This is a genomic window from Paenibacillus sp. NEAU-GSW1 (genome assembly GCF_009737085.1).
In the GTDB taxonomy this organism is placed as follows: Bacteria; Bacillota; Bacilli; order Paenibacillales; family Paenibacillaceae; genus Pristimantibacillus.
Genome location: NZ_WOVL01000021.1, coordinates 30,154 through 43,918 on the forward strand (window position 1 = coordinate 30,154; position 13,765 = coordinate 43,918).

13 protein-coding genes are annotated in these 13,765 nt (G+C 48.9%); 1 reads left to right on the top strand and 12 read right to left on the bottom strand.

Annotation, left to right across the window (positions count from 1 at the left end):
* Nucleotides 1-27 precede the first annotated feature (27 nt).
* The 11 genes from GOM71_RS16370 to ilvB form a co-directional block, all read right to left on the bottom strand.
* Nucleotides 28-1,407, bottom strand: a complete 1,380-nt coding sequence (locus GOM71_RS16370; RefSeq protein ID WP_156282968.1) for an ATP-binding protein — start codon at nucleotides 1,405-1,407, stop codon at nucleotides 28-30.
* 133 nt (nucleotides 1,408-1,540) lie between these two features.
* Nucleotides 1,541-2,938: an anti-sigma factor domain-containing protein gene (locus GOM71_RS16375; RefSeq protein WP_156282970.1), complete on the bottom strand. Its 1,398-nt coding sequence runs from the start codon at nucleotides 2,936-2,938 to the stop codon at nucleotides 1,541-1,543.
* A complete protein-coding gene (gene sigI, locus GOM71_RS16380; RefSeq protein ID WP_253944885.1) occupies nucleotides 2,935-3,723 on the bottom strand; it encodes an RNA polymerase sigma factor SigI in 789 nt (262 codons plus the stop codon). Before sigI ends, GOM71_RS16375 begins: the two co-directional genes overlap by 4 nt.
* A gap of 145 nt (nucleotides 3,724-3,868) precedes the next feature.
* A complete protein-coding gene (locus tag GOM71_RS16385) occupies nucleotides 3,869-4,285 on the bottom strand; it encodes a hypothetical protein (protein WP_156282972.1) in 417 nt (138 codons plus the stop codon).
* A gap of 329 nt (nucleotides 4,286-4,614) precedes the next feature.
* The gene (locus tag GOM71_RS16390; RefSeq protein ID WP_156282973.1) at nucleotides 4,615-5,163 is read right to left on the bottom strand and encodes a peroxiredoxin; all 549 of its coding nucleotides are present in this window, start codon (nucleotides 5,161-5,163) and stop codon (nucleotides 4,615-4,617) included.
* A 135-nt stretch (nucleotides 5,164-5,298) separates the two neighbouring features.
* Nucleotides 5,299-6,381: a 3-isopropylmalate dehydrogenase gene (gene leuB / locus GOM71_RS16395; protein WP_156282975.1), complete on the bottom strand. Its 1,083-nt coding sequence runs from the start codon at nucleotides 6,379-6,381 to the stop codon at nucleotides 5,299-5,301.
* Between the two features lie 244 nt (nucleotides 6,382-6,625).
* The gene (locus tag GOM71_RS16400) at nucleotides 6,626-7,027 is read right to left on the bottom strand and encodes a secondary thiamine-phosphate synthase enzyme YjbQ (protein WP_156282977.1); all 402 of its coding nucleotides are present in this window, start codon (nucleotides 7,025-7,027) and stop codon (nucleotides 6,626-6,628) included.
* Between the two features lie 252 nt (nucleotides 7,028-7,279).
* A complete protein-coding gene (locus GOM71_RS16405) occupies nucleotides 7,280-8,824 on the bottom strand; it encodes a 2-isopropylmalate synthase (protein ID WP_156282979.1) in 1,545 nt (514 codons plus the stop codon).
* A 155-nt stretch (nucleotides 8,825-8,979) separates the two neighbouring features.
* Entirely contained in the window at nucleotides 8,980-9,972 is a 993-nt protein-coding gene (ilvC, locus tag GOM71_RS16410) for a ketol-acid reductoisomerase (protein WP_156282980.1), read from the bottom strand.
* Nucleotides 9,973-10,082: 110 nt separating this feature from the next.
* Nucleotides 10,083-10,565, bottom strand: a complete 483-nt coding sequence (ilvN, locus tag GOM71_RS16415) for an acetolactate synthase small subunit (protein WP_156282981.1) — start codon at nucleotides 10,563-10,565, stop codon at nucleotides 10,083-10,085.
* Nucleotides 10,566-12,308 carry a biosynthetic-type acetolactate synthase large subunit gene (ilvB, locus tag GOM71_RS16420; protein WP_156282982.1) on the bottom strand — a complete coding sequence of 581 codons (1,743 nt, stop codon included), beginning with the start codon at nucleotides 12,306-12,308 and terminating at the stop codon, nucleotides 10,566-10,568. It abuts the gene before it with no gap.
* Nucleotides 12,309-12,838: 530 nt separating this feature from the next.
* Here ilvB and GOM71_RS16425 point away from each other — a divergent pair.
* The gene (locus GOM71_RS16425) at nucleotides 12,839-13,315 is read left to right on the top strand and encodes a GNAT family N-acetyltransferase (RefSeq protein WP_156282983.1); all 477 of its coding nucleotides are present in this window, start codon (nucleotides 12,839-12,841) and stop codon (nucleotides 13,313-13,315) included.
* A gap of 8 nt (nucleotides 13,316-13,323) precedes the next feature.
* On the opposite strand, the gene GOM71_RS16430 is transcribed toward GOM71_RS16425, so the two are convergent.
* Nucleotides 13,324-13,650 (bottom strand): hypothetical protein, encoded by a 327-nt coding sequence (locus tag GOM71_RS16430; RefSeq protein WP_156282984.1) that lies wholly within the window; start codon nucleotides 13,648-13,650, stop codon nucleotides 13,324-13,326.
* Between the last annotated feature and the right edge of the window lie 115 nt (nucleotides 13,651-13,765).

Consider the following 13,765-nt stretch of genomic DNA (forward strand, 5'->3'; position numbering starts at 1 on the left):
CGGGGTGCATACCCCGATTCTAATGCTTTATTCTGCCAATGGCAAATAGATTGTAAATGTTGTTCCGTTACCTTCACAGCTATCCACGCGAATCGAACCGTTATGATTGCGGATAATGCGATAGCTGACAGACAATCCAAGACCGGTTCCCGCTTCCTTAGTCGTAAAAAAAGGGTCGAACAATCGGGCGAGCGTCGGACGGTCCATCCCTTTGCCGTTATCGCGAAGTATAATTTCTGCATTCTGCCCGTCTGAACGGGTTATGACGTCAATTCGGCCTCTTCGTTTGTCACTGATCTCCTCAATGGCATCCAAAGCGTTTTTCATAATATTTAAAATGACCTGTTTAATTTGCTTCACATCGATCGACACGGTCACATCGGTATCATTGTCATAGGATTCAACTTGAATATGGCAATTGCGCATCAGCGCTTCGCTTTCCGTTAACAGCACAACCTCTTGGACAAGCTGATTGATCGATACTGCTTTCTTCATTGGAGCAGAAGGCTTGGATGAATTTAAAAACTCATAAATAATGTCGTTAGCCCGGTCAATTTCCGCTAAAATAATGCGCGCGTATTCCTCTTTGCCCAGCTGCATTAAATAAGGCCGCAATAGCTGTATGAATCCTCGAATCGAAGTGAGCGGATTTCGAATTTCGTGCGCTATTGCAGCCGATATTCGTCCGAGCATGGCAAGCTTGTCGTTCTGCAGCGCAGTTTGCTCAATCTGCTTGTATTCGGAAACATCCTTCACGCTTATTAGAAAATCGCCGTCCAGCTGATCTCCATAAGTAACGGTTACAAGCAGATGCTTGCCATCCTTGTCTTGAAATTCGTAATAGCCGCTTCTCCTTCGGAACAATTCCTTATAAAGGCGTACGATTAGCCGTTTTGTCGTTGTATTCAGCTGGCGATTCGTTAAAATCTCGTTTAAATTGCAGCCGATAAGCGTTTTGCGAGGAATGTCGAGCAGCTTTGCCATTTGAACGTTAATAAAAGACAGTACGCCTTCGCTGTCGAACAATGCGATCCCGCTGTCCATGTGTTGAAGCACGTTTTCATACTTATTTTTTACCATTTCGAAAGAACGGTTGGAATGAAAAAGCATTTCCCGCATTTCAGAAAATCGTTGATTGTTGAGCTGATCATCCAGCGAGGCCTCACGAAAAGTGACCATCACTTCTATTAAAAACATAAACGAACGATTATAAAGCTGTATCGCTTCATCCGATTCAACATTAGCCACAATTGTCTGCATACATTCTTCATGAAGAGCAATGACATCCTCGGGACGAAAGCCTTGCATTTCACTTCCGAGTTCCTTTGCTTTAACAAGAGACATTTCCATTCCGTTGCGAACAAATTCGGCAAGAGCCGGGAAATAGCGCTTTTGAGCCAGCTGCATCCAATAATCCTCCCCGACAACATCAATGACGATGCGAACAATTTATTTTATCATAAAATTTGTTAACATTTGCTGTCAATCGGAGACTTTGTCGAATATTGGAATTTCCATTCCTAATATATTGTAAACAATATCAATTGCGCTGGCCGCCGCGACGATCACCGTCATCTTTGCGGTCATCGTCATCGTTATGTTTATTCGTATTGTCTCGATCCTCATTGCTGTCTTCTTGCTTATCGTTCTTATTCGAATCGCTGTCATTTCTATCATTGTCGCGATCATCTCCATAATCGCCGTAATCGCCATCCGCATTGCCGCGATCGCGATTATCATCATTTTTTCGATTATCGTCGTCGCCATCGTCATTGTCTTGATTACGATTTTTATCGTTAGATTTGGAATTGTCATCCTTCTTGCCCCAATTCCAGCCCGAACGATCATCATCGTCCTTCTTGCCGGACGAGCCCTTATTGCTGCTGCTGCCGCCGCTGTTCTTGCCGCTGTTGCCGCGTTTATCATTCTTAAGATCCGGTTGCTTCGTCGTGCGCGGTTTATCCGTTTGGCCGCTTTTCGGTTTATCAGCAGCAGCGCTTGGCTTAGAGGTTTGCTGCGGCTTGCTTGTTGCCGTTCCGGAATTCCCCTCAGTCGGATTTGGCGTCGATTTCGCAGATTGATCTTTAGCCTTATCCGCCTTTTCTTTCTTCTCTTTCTTTTCTTTATCTACGAGCTCCTTGAGCTTTTCCTTGCTCGCATTATCCGAATGGTCGACGATTTGCTCCACGCCGCCGTACGGTTCCGACACCTTGTCGATCGACTCGTTTTTCAACAATTCCAGCGGAATTTCGTACCCTTCTTCTTTGGCCATCAAATAGACCGCCATTTTGCCGGATGATACGCCATTCATAGCTGCTTCGTCTCGAAGCTCGACAGGAATCGACAATGCCATAATGTTCGCTTCCACTTCAAGAGCCAACTGGTCGATCACATTCATAATTGCCGCATCGAGCTGGCTGGACAACGCCTTTTCAAACTCGACTCCGGCCTTTTCATTCAGAAGCAAGCTTGTAATGACAATATCTTTATCCGCCCCGGCCAAATAATCGGCGTTTGCGATCTTTTTAACGATTTGATCCGCAACCTTATCAATCGGCTTGCCTTTAAAGTCAATATCTTCGATAATGTCGCTGCCGTCATCGTTTAACGCGCGAAGCTCCCATACGTTTTTATTCTCATCGACTCCAATCTCGATGCTTGGATTAATATCCATGCTCACATAGGCAACAACCGGGTGGTTTGCGCTTTGCACGAGAAAAAGCAACGGCAGCAGCATAAGAACGATAGCGGCAGCTGCTCCAGCATACCAGTGGGTGCGGCGAGGCTTACGGCGTACCGCTTGCAAATGAAGGGAATCAAATACGATCTCTTCCCCGACTTGCGCCTTGCGGTTAAGCGGAACGGATACAAATCCGCCGTCGGACGTCATGACTACAGCTTTATTATTTTTCACTTGCATCACGACGCCGCGATTCATAACCCTGCCCCCTTGCCCATTTGCGTAGTTTGATCGTACTTATTTATGTAATCGAACAAATAAGGATATGTACCTTTCATAATAAAAGCAACTGCAATTATATATTTCCGATTGCGCTCAATCGTTTTGCGAGAGACTTCGCATAGATCCGTCAGCTCTTTAACCGGAAGCTTGCCTGTTGTGCGCAATTGTTCAAACAATTTCTCATTCGACGCCAGCGACCCGGCGATGCCTTTCAGCATCTCCCGTGAATCGGCGTGCTTAGGCGAGCACTCCACCAGCTCAAGAAACGTTACGCCGAAGCCTTCCAGCTCCTTGCTGTACTCCATAATTTCCATCCGGCGTTCTTCTGCCGCCCGTTCCAAGTCGTAAGCTTGCAGCGCTTGCCGGGTTTCAACCGGATTGTAGGGCTGCTCCTCTTCATCCTGCTGGTCGAAGGAGCTGTATGGAACCGATTGAAAGTGACGCTGCTCCTTGCGTACATAATCGATTAAACGGCGTCGTATGACCGTTTCTGCGAACCCTAGAAAAGACCTGCCGGATTCGGAGGAAAACTGGTTGATTGCCTCATTGAACGCCGTCAAAGCAATACTGAATTCATCATCCCTTGACGGGTCTATATACCGTTTGCAGAAACGGCTTGTCACCTTCGTGACATAAGGCTTATAGTCGGCTATGAATTGCTCTCTCAGCGCCTCATCGCCTTGCTTAATTCTTACAATGATCTGTTCAGGAGCCGCTTTATGCTGCAGCTCTTCGGCATTCGAGGAATTGGACTTCCCCATAAACCGTTTGAACAACAAGAGTAACAACCGCTCCACCTCTCTGTTCATATGTTTCGCTAGCATGATTTGATTTCAGGGGGTGTACGTTCAATTTTCTGAGAAAAATGAAAAGCCTCCGCGAAGGAGGCATCGTTTCATATCAACATTAGACAGAGGTTCGTCTCTGTCTCAATTTATTGCGTCTGCCGTTTAATGTGCCTAACCGCTTTTTCAGTTCATCCTGCCATGCCTTATCGCCGATTTGTCCCGCAAAACAAAGCAAATCGAGCGCCATGTCAATCTGGCTTAGAACGACGTCCATCGGATCCTCGTTCTCATGATTGACGCAATTTTCCAAAAGCTCCTTGCCTTCCTGTTCAACATACTCCCCAAAATCGACTTCGTCTGCGCCGTCTCCGTGCGCATATTCAGCCAATATCTCGTATTCGTTCTCCACAAGATAGTGAATTTCAACCCGATGGCATACCGGACAGAACATGATCGGAACATTATGAATATTCGTCCGAATATGTTTCAGCGTCCCTTTCGTGCCAATCATACTTGCACCGCAGCAAAAGCTCATCGCCGGTTCCCTCCTTATGCGTCCGGCCGCAGATCGATCTGCAGCAGACAAACGAGAATTATTCGATTGGTTGTATGGCTGTTTGTTTCATATAAACTATTCGAGCAGTGAAGATGAAATTCCTGCTTTATAGACCCCATTGTCAGATATTGAAATATTAATCATTCCAATTGAAAGATTTAATATAGGAATCCACAAGCAAAAGCGAACGCTATCGCTTCTCCAGAATCATTCGAATAAACGTAAAATAGCGATGCAGAGATAACACCTGCACCGCTATTTTTTCACTAATTGCTTATGTGAGCTGTTTCTCTGGCTTGTAGCAGAGATTACTTCGCAACCAGATGTTGTTGGCCCGGCTTCCAGTTCATCGGGCAAAGACCGCCGGATTGCAAAGCTTGCAGAACGCGAAGCGTTTCATCAACGCTGCGGCCAACATCGTTATGGTTAACAACTTGGTATTTCACTTCGCCTTGCGGATCGATAATGAACAGGCCGCGAAGCGCGATGCCTTCTTCTTCGATCAATACGCCATAATCGCCTGCTACTTTTTTCGTGATGTCAGCAGCAAGCGGGAAGCTCAATTTGCCAAGACCGTTATCGTTAACAGGCGTGTTAATCCACGCGCGGTGACTATGCTTGCTGTCTACGCTGACGCCGAGCACTTCCGTGTTCAGTTTTGCGAACTCTTCAGAAGCAAGGCTCAGAGCTGTAATTTCAGTAGGGCATACAAATGTAAAATCCAATGGGTAGAAGAATAATACCAGCCATTTGCCTTTGTAATCCGCCAAAGATGCCGTACCAAAGTCTTTACCGTCGCCAGTGGCTGTTTCCATCGTAAAATCAGGTGCCGGGCGACCTACCAAACGTTCTGCCATTGTAATATCCTCCTTGACCTATCCGAATTTTCTCTCGTCATCCGCCATTTACCAATGGTGACTATGCCATAGATACTATCATTAGACTATAATCAAGTCAATATTAAAATTATTACTTAATTATAATAAATATAATTAAGCCTTTTTCATTGCAGCAACGATCAGATCGCCCATTGCAGTCGTTCCGATTGCCGTGCTCTTGTCAACGGCGATGTCGCCTGTACGGTGCCCAGCGTCGAGTACGTTTTTAACCGCATCTTCGATGACTTGAGCCGCTTCGTGGTAGCCGAAAGTCAAACGGAACATAAGCGCAACCGACAGAATCGTAGCGATCGGGTTGGAGATGCCTTGTCCAGCAATGTCAGGCGCAGAGCCGTGAACCGGCTCGTACAGGCCGAAGCTGCCTTCGCCCAGGGAAGCGGAGGAAAGCATGCCGATGGAGCCTGTCAGCATCGCTGCTTCGTCGCTCAGGATGTCGCCGAACATGTTTTCCGTTACGATAACGTCGAAGCTCGACGGACGGCGGAGCAGCTGCATTGCGCAGTTGTCGACCAGTACATGCTCAAGCTCAACTTCCGGATACTCAGGAGCAATCCGGTTTACAACTTCACGCCACAAACGGGAAGTTTCCAATACGTTCGCTTTGTCAACCGATGCCAGACGCTTGCTGCGCGTCATTGCGATATCGAATGCTTGGCGTACGATGCGCTCAACCTCTTGCACATTGTATACGCAAGTGTCTACCGCTTCTTCGCCGTTTGCGCCTTCGCGGCGGAATTTCTCGCCGAAGTAGATGCCGCCTGTCAGCTCGCGTACGACGATCAGATCCGTGCCTTCGAGCACTTCCGGTTTAAGCGTCGAAGCTTCCTTCAAGCAATCGAATACGTTAGCCGGGCGAATGTTGGAGAACAGGCCAAGCGCTTTGCGAATGCCGAGCAAGCCTGTTTCTGGACGAAGCTCTTTCGAGTTGTTGTCCCATTTCGGGCCGCCAACCGCGCCAAGCAATACAGCGTCAGCGTTTTTACAAAGATCAAGCGTTTCTTGCGGCAGCGGAGTACCTTTTTCGTCGATCGCGATACCGCCGAACAAACCGTGCTCCGTTTCAAATTGATAGCCGAAAAGCTCTTCCGTTTTTTTCAATACTTTAAGCGCTTCGCCTACAACCTCAGGACCAATGCCGTCGCCGGCGATAACCGCGATTTTTTTCACTTCTGACATGTGAATATTACACTCCCTCATATTAGCTTGAAATAAGCTTTGTGATTCTCAATCTATTATCATTTGTACCACATTTCGTCCATTTAAACAAAGATATAAAATCTATCATCTTTATAGGCAACGCTTATAAAGTTATTCAAGGTGAAACGGCTGTCGCCGTCCTTTGGCGGCGCAGCGCGTTTCATTCCGAGAATTATAGGTCAAGTATAGAGAAAACTTATACTTTCCTATAATTTGAGAAAAATTATCCTTTGAGCAGTTTTACATAGTAAGTTCTTGCGCGAGGCCCGTCGAATTCGCAAAAATAGATGCCCTGCCATGTGCCGAGCAGCAGCTTGCCTTCACTTACAACGACCGTCTGGCTCGTCCCGGTCGTCAACGCCTTCAAATGCGAAGCGGTATTGCCCTCTGCATGACGATATTTCGGATGCTCACAAGGATAGACCTCGTCCAGCCGCATCAGAATATCATGCTTTACATCCGGATCGGCATTTTCTTGAATCGTAATGCCTGCTGTCGTATGCGGGCAATAGACGACGGCCAGCCCGTCAGCCAAGCCTTCGTTCTTCACAATTGCGCCCACTTGCCTTGTGATGTCGATCATCTCGTCCCGTCTCGACGTCCTCAAATGCTCTTTAGCCAGCATCCCAGCACCTTCTCTTTCTCTCTCTTTGATATAAAAAAAGCTCTTGCCGTTTTTAACATATGGATGATTATCGCAGTGTTGGAAAAGTGGAAATCTCCTGAAGGAGCATCGCGTCCGCCTTTGTATTTCCTTTTTGTTCCCCTAATTAATGGTTCAACAAAAAAGGAAATACAACAGCGGCCGTAAGGAGATTCCACGTTCCATCTGCGAAAATAATCATCCATCATGTTTTCAAACGACAGAGCCTCTTTTTTATATCAAGCTCATTTTGTCGCGGCGTCCCGGAGCCTTCCGCTTCTCGATCAAACGGTTCAGCGCATCGATATAAGCGCGCGCGCTTGCTTCAAGAATATCGGTGCTCAGGCCGCGGCCTTGCGCCGACACTTCATCCTGCTTCAGCACGACATGCACTTCGCCGAGCGCGTCTTTGCCTTGCGATACCGACTTGATGGAGTAGTCCTCAAGCTCGACCGTCTCCTCCGTCACTTTATCGATTGCATTGTAGATCGCGTCCACAGAACCGTTGCCGATTGCAGCTTCTTCGCGAACGTCGCCTTCCGCTTTACGGATGCGAACGGAAGCGCTAGGCGTCGACTGATTGCCGTAGTTTACTTGGATCGTCTCCAATGTGAATACTTCCGGCGTATCCGTCAGCTTCTCTTCCAGCATCGCGCGAATATCTTCGTCCGTTACGTTTTTCTTGCGGTCAGCAAGGTCTTTGAACTTCGCAAACGCAGCGTTAATCGACTCTTCTTCCAATTCGTAGCCGAGATCGATCAGCTTTTCACGGAACGCATGGCGTCCGGAATGCTTGCCGAGTACGAGCTTCGATTCGCGAAGGCCGATTGTATCGGGAGAAATAATCTCGTAAGTCGTTTTCTCCTTCAGCATGCCGTCCTGGTGAATGCCAGACTCATGCGCGAAGGCGTTCGCGCCAACGATCGCTTTGTTGCCTGGAATAACCATGCCCGTAAGCTTGCTGACAAGACGGCTCGTTTTTGCGATTTCTTTCAAATTCAGCGACGTTTTCGCGCCGAAATAGTCCGAACGCGTCTCAAGCGCCAAAGCAATCTCTTCGATTGCCGTGTTGCCTGCACGCTCGCCGATACCGTTGATTGTGCCCTCGATTTGATCGGCGCCGTTCAAAATCGCGGAAAGCGCATTCGCTGTCGCCATGCCAAGATCGTCATGGCAATGGGCGCTGAGCTGAATCGTTTCGATATTCGGAACGTTCTCCTTCAGCGTCTTGAAGATGTTGCCGTATTCAAGCGGATTCAAATAGCCGACCGTATCGGGAATGTTGACAACCGTCGCGCCTGCGCGAATCGCCATATCCGTTACTTGGCACAGGAAGTCCAGCTCTGTGCGGCCTGCATCTTCAGGAGAGAATTCGATTTTGCTAAAATATTGCTTCGCATAGCGGATCGCGCGCTCAGCAGTCTCCAGCACCTGCTCCTTCTCCATCCGCAGTTTATGCTTGCGGTGAATCGGGCTGGTCGCCAGAAACAGATGAATGCAAGGATCTTCTGCGCCTTTCAACGCTTCGCGCACGGCATCAATATCCTGCTCGCGGGAACGCGACAGGCCGATAATCGTTGCATTTTTCACTGCGCGCGCAACGGCGTTAACCGCAGCCAAGTCGCCGGGCGATGCTGCCGGGAAGCCGGCTTCCATCCGATCCACGCCAAGCTTCTCCAGCTGAAGGGCGATTTCCACCTTTTCCTTCGTGTTCAGATTGACACCGGGCGATTGCTCCCCGTCACGAAGCGTCGTATCGAAAATATATATTTTCCGCATGTTGCTTGCACCTCCGCTAACAGAATCATCCCGGAGCGCGCGGAGACTTTGCCACAGATACGGCAACGCATCCGGACAGCTCCGGCGAACCGGGATAATATCAATCAATTGCAGTCTATTTGGTTTAGCCTGTCCCTATGACTGGCTATCTGTTATTACTTCTTGATCCAGTGCATCAGCTCGCGCAGCTGTTTGCCAGTTTGCTCGATTGGATGAGCAGCTTCGTTACGGCGAGTAGCCGTCAGCATAGCGCGGTTGGATTGGTTTTCAAGGATGAAGTCGCGTGCGAAACGTCCGGATTGGATGTCTTCAAGAACGCGTTTCATTTCTTTTTTCGTTTCTTCTGTAACGATGCGAGGACCTGTTACATAGTCGCCGTATTCAGCTGTGTTGGAGATGGAATCGCGCATCGTTGCAAGTCCGCCTTCATACATCAGGTCAACGATCAGTTTCAGCTCGTGCAAGCACTCGAAGTAAGCCATTTCTGGAGCGTAGCCTGCTTCAACCAGCGTTTCGAAGCCAGCTTTAACGAGCGCGGAAGCGCCGCCGCAAAGTACAGCTTGTTCGCCGAACAAGTCGGTTTCTGTTTCTTCTTTGAAAGAAGTTTCGATAACGCCAGCACGCGTACAACCGATGCCTTTTGCATAAGCAAGGCCGATTGCTTTCGCATTGCCAGTAGCGTCTTGATGGATCGCGATCAGACCAGGAACGCCGAAGCCCTCTTGGTATGTGCGGCGAACCATGTGACCTGGCGATTTAGGCGCAACCAAGAATACGTCTGTATCTTTGCTAGGCACGATTTGGCCGTAGTGAATGTTGAAGCCGTGGGAGAACATGAGCGAAGCGCCTTTTTTCAGGTTAGGCTCGATTTCTTCCGCGTATACTTTTGCTTGTGTTTCGTCTGGAAGCAAGATTTGAACGACGTCAGCAACTTTAGTCGCTTCAGCAACTGTCAGAACCTCGAAACCGTCTTTTTTAGCAACGTCAGCGGATTTGCCCGGACGAAGACCGATAACGACTTTCAGGCCGCTGTCGCGAAGGTTTTGCGCTTGTGCGTGACCTTGGCTGCCGTAACCGATAACTGCGATTGTTTTACCTTGGAGAACGTTGATGTCTGAATCTTTTTCATAGTACAAAGTAACTGCCATGATAATAATTGCCTCCTTTAATTTAACCCTTTTGAGCGGGTGTTTAAGAAGAGAAACAGCTTCTCCGCTTAAACTCCCGCTCAAAGCGGGATGTTTATAGATATAGTAGTTTATTTGTTGCCGCGGTTCAGCGCCGTAACGCCTGTGCGCGAAAGTTCTTTGATGCCGTAAGGCTTGAGCAGCTCGACCATTGCGTCGATTTTTTCCGTGTCTCCGACAACCTGTACGATAAGCGAATGAGTGCCGATATCGACGACAGCCGCGCGAAACGTCTCGACTACGCCAAGAATTTCCGGACGGGCAGCCGGCTCAGCGCTTACTTTAATTAAAGCAAGCTCGCGCGCTACCATCGGGTTGGAGCTCAGATCGACAACTTTAATGACGTCGATGAGCTTGTACAATTGCTTTGTTACTTGTTCCAGCGTATGGTCATCGCCAGTGGTGACGATAACCATACGGGACAAGCCTTGCTCTTCGCTTGTTCCTACTGTAATGCTCTCGATATTGAAACCGCGGCGTCCGAACAAGCCGGATACGCGTTGCAGAACGCCGGGCTGGTCATTGACAATAACTGCAATCGTATGCTTTTTCATTTACGCATCCCCCATGATCATTTCGTCGATCGTGCTTCCTTGGGCAACCATCGGATACACGTTTTCTTCTTTATTAACGACGAATTCGACGACTGCCGGACCTGGATGGCGAAGCGCCTCTTCCCAAACTTTGCGAGCGTCTTCCTTGTTCGTTGCGCGGAATCCGCGAACGCCGTAAGCGTCAGCCAGCTTCACGAAGTCGGGGCTGCCTGCAAGGTCGATATGGCTGTAGCGGTTGTCATAAATGAGCTCTTGCCACTGGCGAACCATGCCAAGCACTTCATTGTTGATAATAACAACTTTTACCGGAATGTTGTTGATTGCGCAGATCGCAAGCTCTTGCGCGCACATTTGCATGCCGCCGTCGCCGTTGATCGATACGACAACCCGATCCGGGTTGGCCATCTGAGCGCCGATCGCGGAAGGGAATCCAAATCCCATTGTGCCCAAACCGCCGGAAGTTACCCACGAGCGCGGTTTATTGAAGTTGTAATATTGCGCGGCCCACATTTGGTGCTGGCCTACGTCCGTCGTTACGATAGCGTCGCCGTTCGTCGTTTCATGAAGCATCTCGATTACCCATTGCGGCTTCAGCACTTCATCGGAGTCCTGATAGCTGAACGGATATTGCAGCTTCGACGCTTGCACGCTCGCGCGCCAGTCATCTGCTTTATCTGCGCGTTTCGCTTGCTGATTCGCAAGCTGGAGCACCGTCTTAACGTCGCCAACGATCGGAATGTCCGTCGGTACGTTTTTGCCGATTTCCGCCGGATCGATATCGATGTGAACGATTTTTGCAAGCGGAGCGAAGCCGGAAAGCTTGCCGGTTACGCGGTCATCGAAACGCGCTCCGATATTAATGAGCAAATCAGCCGATTGAATCGATTTATTCGCTGTATAGGTGCCGTGCATGCCCGGCATGCCGATCCAAAGATCGTTGCCGCTTGGGAAGCCGCCAAGACCCAGAAGCGTTGTCGTAATCGGAATTTCCGTTTTCGTAACGAACTCGAGCAGCTCTTCGTGAGCGCCGGAGTAAACGACGCCGCCGCCTGCAAGAATAAGCGGACGCTCTGCTTGCTCGATCGCTTTGATCAGCTTGTCGACTTGCAGCTTGTTAGGCGTCACCGTCGGGTTGTAGCCGCGGATGCTCACTTCGTTAACCGGCTGGAACAGCGCTTTGTTCGCCGATACATCCTTAGGAATGTCGATCAATACCGGACCTTTGCGGCCCGTATTCGCGATATGGAACGCCTCGTGAATGATGCGCGGCAGATCCTCTACATTGCGAACCAGGTAGCTGTGCTTCGTAATCGGCATCGTGATGCCTGTAATGTCCGCTTCTTGGAAAGCGTCGCTGCCGATCAGGCTGGACATGACATTACCTGTAATAACAACGAGCGGAACCGAATCCATATATGCGGTTGCAATGCCTGTAACAAGGTTTGTTGCCCCCGGTCCAGAAGTTGCGATACAAACGCCTACGTTGCCGCTGGAGCGTGCATAACCGTCTGCTGCATGAATTGCGCCTTGCTCGTGACGGGTAAGAATATGATTAAAATCGGAGAATCCGTGCATCGCGTCGTAGATGTACAACACTGCGCCACCCGGATATCCAAATACACATTCGACGCCTTCCAGCACCAAACTACGGAGTAACATTTCGGAGCCTGTAATTACTTCCGGCTTTTTCATCTTTTCAATTAACTCTTGTTTTGACTTCAGTGTTGCGCTTTGCGTGACCATCGGCCATCCTCCTCCTGACATAATTAAACCAAAATCATGTGATCAAACAAAAAAACCTTTCGTCCTCTCGCTTCGATAATTCGAAGACTCGAGGGACGAAAGGTTGATCTTCCGTGGTACCACCCAAATTCGTTATACATCTCTCGATGTATAACCTCAATAGGTAAGAACGTGTGTGCACAAAACGTCCATACCTGCGGCACAGTAACGCGTGCCTTGCGATTTCCCCTAATGCGCAACGGTTGTTGCTTTTCAGGGAAACAGCTCCGAGGTGAGCTCGTAGAAAAGGGATTCTGGCGACGGTTGCAGCTAATCCGTCTGCTCTCTGAACAGTAAGAGCCCTTAACACTTCGTCCTCATCATTGCCGATGACATATTAAATAAGACTGCCTTCATTATATTCCGTCAATTCCTGTTCGTCAAGGAAAATGGCTTAAAAAAAACAACGTCGCACAAACATCATTTTCCTCATATAGTAGCATAGCCGTTTGTCGGCAATCTCATTCTGCCCGGGAAGGAATTGTTCGCCGATGATCCGATTTCGAAACGCAAGAACTGACGACGCGGAAATATTCCGCTTGATCCGCACGGAACTGATGCCGCTGTCACACTCCGTGCATACGCTGGACGCGCATGCTGTGCGCGAGCTGCCTATACGCTTCAGAAGAGGCGCTACCTACGTTGCCGCGGCAGGCAAAACGACAAAGCCCTACGGCTTTGTCCATTTTGAAAAGCTCGATTCCTTCTTGTACATCGACATGCTCGTTACCCACCCTGAGCACCGCAATCGAGAATGGGGAAAAAAGCTTATGGCTGGTTGCGAAGCTTACGGCATAGCTCATCAGTGCGCCGCAGCATACTTGTTTGTTGACGAGAACAATGGTAGAGCACATCGTTTCTACTCCCGCCTGGGCTATCAAATAACCCGCTATGACGCCAACCTTCGATGCTATGAAATGATGAAGCCGCTCGCTTCGCCCCAGCCGCAGCTTGGTTCTAATCTATAACGATCAGCTTAATAGTAGCCTTGGTTATAGCACTTGTTGTAGCCGCCGCATCCGCAACCGCAGTAACTGCCTCCATAGCCGCCGCCGTAACCGCCGCCGAAGCCGCCGCCGAAACCGCAAGTTCCTATTGCGAACAGGAAAAGAAGCGGTAGAAAACAGAAACCGAACTTCACTTGAACCTTTTTGCCTTTGTTTTTACTTGCCAGCGGAGCAATGACGAGCTGGTTGTTATGCACGCGAACGAGCTTGCCTTTTACAACTGTGCCGTCTTTGCGTACTGCATAAATATTTTTGCCGACCAGCCGTCTTGCCTGCTCTTTCGTCACATGACCCATGCCAAATCCCTCCTTCCCTCCGTTGTTCTATACTATATTCATATTTTTTAAGAGGGATTGTTTGTTTGTCCTTAATAAACAAAAATGAGCGCTAATGCTAGAGAGGTATATCCAT

Bases quoted from the DNA above. Each gene is read 5' to 3' on its own strand.
- GOM71_RS16370 (WP_156282968.1), bottom strand. From the start codon at position 1,407: ATGCAGCTGGCTCAAAAGCGCTATTTCCCGGCTCTTGCCGAATTTGTT.
- GOM71_RS16375 (WP_156282970.1), bottom strand. From the start codon at position 2,938: ATGAATCGCGGCGTCGTGATGCAAGTGAAAAATAATAAAGCTGTAGTC.
- sigI (WP_253944885.1), bottom strand. From the start codon at position 3,723: ATGGGGAAGTCCAATTCCTCGAATGCCGAAGAGCTGCAGCATAAAGCG.
- GOM71_RS16385 (WP_156282972.1), bottom strand. From the start codon at position 4,285: ATGAGCTTTTGCTGCGGTGCAAGTATGATTGGCACGAAAGGGACGCTG.
- GOM71_RS16390 (WP_156282973.1), bottom strand. From the start codon at position 5,163: ATGGCAGAACGTTTGGTAGGTCGCCCGGCACCTGATTTTACGATGGAA.
- leuB (WP_156282975.1), bottom strand. From the start codon at position 6,381: ATGTCAGAAGTGAAAAAAATCGCGGTTATCGCCGGCGACGGCATTGGT.
- GOM71_RS16400 (WP_156282977.1), bottom strand. From the start codon at position 7,027: ATGCTGGCTAAAGAGCATTTGAGGACGTCGAGACGGGACGAGATGATC.
- GOM71_RS16405 (WP_156282979.1), bottom strand. From the start codon at position 8,824: ATGCGGAAAATATATATTTTCGATACGACGCTTCGTGACGGGGAGCAA.
- ilvC (WP_156282980.1), bottom strand. From the start codon at position 9,972: ATGGCAGTTACTTTGTACTATGAAAAAGATTCAGACATCAACGTTCTC.
- ilvN (WP_156282981.1), bottom strand. From the start codon at position 10,565: ATGAAAAAGCATACGATTGCAGTTATTGTCAATGACCAGCCCGGCGTT.
- ilvB (WP_156282982.1), bottom strand. From the start codon at position 12,308: ATGGTCACGCAAAGCGCAACACTGAAGTCAAAACAAGAGTTAATTGAA.
- GOM71_RS16425 (WP_156282983.1), top strand. From the start codon at position 12,839: ATGATCCGATTTCGAAACGCAAGAACTGACGACGCGGAAATATTCCGC.
- GOM71_RS16430 (WP_156282984.1), bottom strand. From the start codon at position 13,650: ATGGGTCATGTGACGAAAGAGCAGGCAAGACGGCTGGTCGGCAAAAAT.